At 70.3% G+C, this 1355-nt stretch carries 1 protein-coding gene; it reads left to right on the top strand.

Annotated features, from left to right (window positions below; all coding sequences use genetic code 11):
- The first annotated feature begins 43 nt into the window (after positions 1–43).
- Complete coding sequence (locus AB0P06_RS36915; RefSeq protein WP_363615394.1) at positions 44–1267, top strand: IS4 family transposase; 1224 nt, start codon at positions 44–46, stop codon at positions 1265–1267.
- Positions 1268–1355 lie beyond the last annotated feature (88 nt).

Below are 1355 nucleotides of genomic sequence, written 5' to 3'. Positions count from 1 at the left end.
CCAATGCCGGTGACTTTGTGGTCGGTGTCTCGTTGGTTGTGGTGTGGCGAGGGTGGGGCAGGTCAAGTCGCCTGCGGATGAGCGGATATCGGACCGGATCGCGATCGGGGTGCTGACCCAGGCGTTTCCGCCGGGGCTGGTCGATGAGGTGATCGCCGAGACCGGGCGGGTCGAGAAGCGCAGTCGCCTGCTGCCGGCGCGGGTGGTCGTGTACTTCGTGCTGGCGATGTGCCTGTTCTTCGGGCAGGGCTATGAGGAGGTCGCCCGGCTGCTGGGTGAGGGGCTTGGGGACGGGCGGCGGTCGTGGCGGGTGCCGACGACCGCCGCGATCGGCCGGGCCCGCCGTCGGCTGGGGGTCGAGCCGCTGAAGGCGTTGTTCGCGCGGGTCTGCCATCCGGTGGCCGTGCCCGAGACGGCGGGCGCCTGGTACCGGCGCTGGCACCTGGTCGCCGTGGACGGCACCACGTTGGACCTGGCGGACACCGAGGCCAACGACGCACACTTCGGCCGCCCGGGCACAGGACGCGGCATCGGCGCGTTCCCGCAGGCCAGGGTGGTCGGACTGGCCGAATGCGGCACGCACGCCGTGTTCGGCGCGGTGGTCGGTCCGCTGTCGGCCGGCGAGCAGGTGCTGTCGCGTCGGCTGTTCACTCACCTGCGGGAGGGCATGCTGCTGCTGGCCGACCGGGGCTTCTACGGCTTCGAGCTGTGGCAGGCCGCCCGGGCGAGCGGCGCGGACCTGTTGTGGCGAGTGCGCAGCAACGCCGCTCTGCCGGTGATGCGGGTCCTGGAAGACGGCTCCTGCCTCAGCACCGTCCACGCCGAACCGGACCGAAGGAGCCGCCGCAACCCGGTGACCGTGCGGGTCGTCGAGTACACCCTGGCCCGCACCGGCGACCAGGTCGTCTACCGGCTGGTCACCACCATCCTCGACCCCGAACAGGCACCTGCCCACGAGCTGGCCGCCCTCTACGCCCAGCGCTGGGAGATCGAGACCACACCGGACGAGATCAAGACCCACCAGCGCGGGCCCAAACTCGTCCTGCGCTCGAAGTACCCGTGGGGTGTGGAGCAGGAGATCTACGGGCTCCTCCTGGTCCACCACGCCATCCGGCAGCTGATGCACCAGGCCGCCCTGCAAGAAGGCCTGGACCCCGACCGTCTGTCTTTCACCCGCAGCCTGCGGGTCGTACGCCGCCAGGTCCCCGCCCAGGCGGCGCTTTCCCCCCGGCAGACTCATCCGTGCACTGACCCGCACCCTCGCTGAGATCAGCGAACGCCTCCTACCCGAACGGCGTCAACGATCCTGCCCCCGCGTCATCAAACGCAAAATGTCCAACTGGCCCCTCAAACGC

Source organism: Kitasatospora sp. NPDC088351 (genome assembly GCF_040685575.1).
In the GTDB taxonomy this organism is placed as follows: domain Bacteria; phylum Actinomycetota; class Actinomycetes; order Streptomycetales; family Streptomycetaceae; genus Kitasatospora.
Note: the sequence above shows the minus strand (reverse complement) of the source record. Positions and strands in the feature narration are given on the sequence as shown.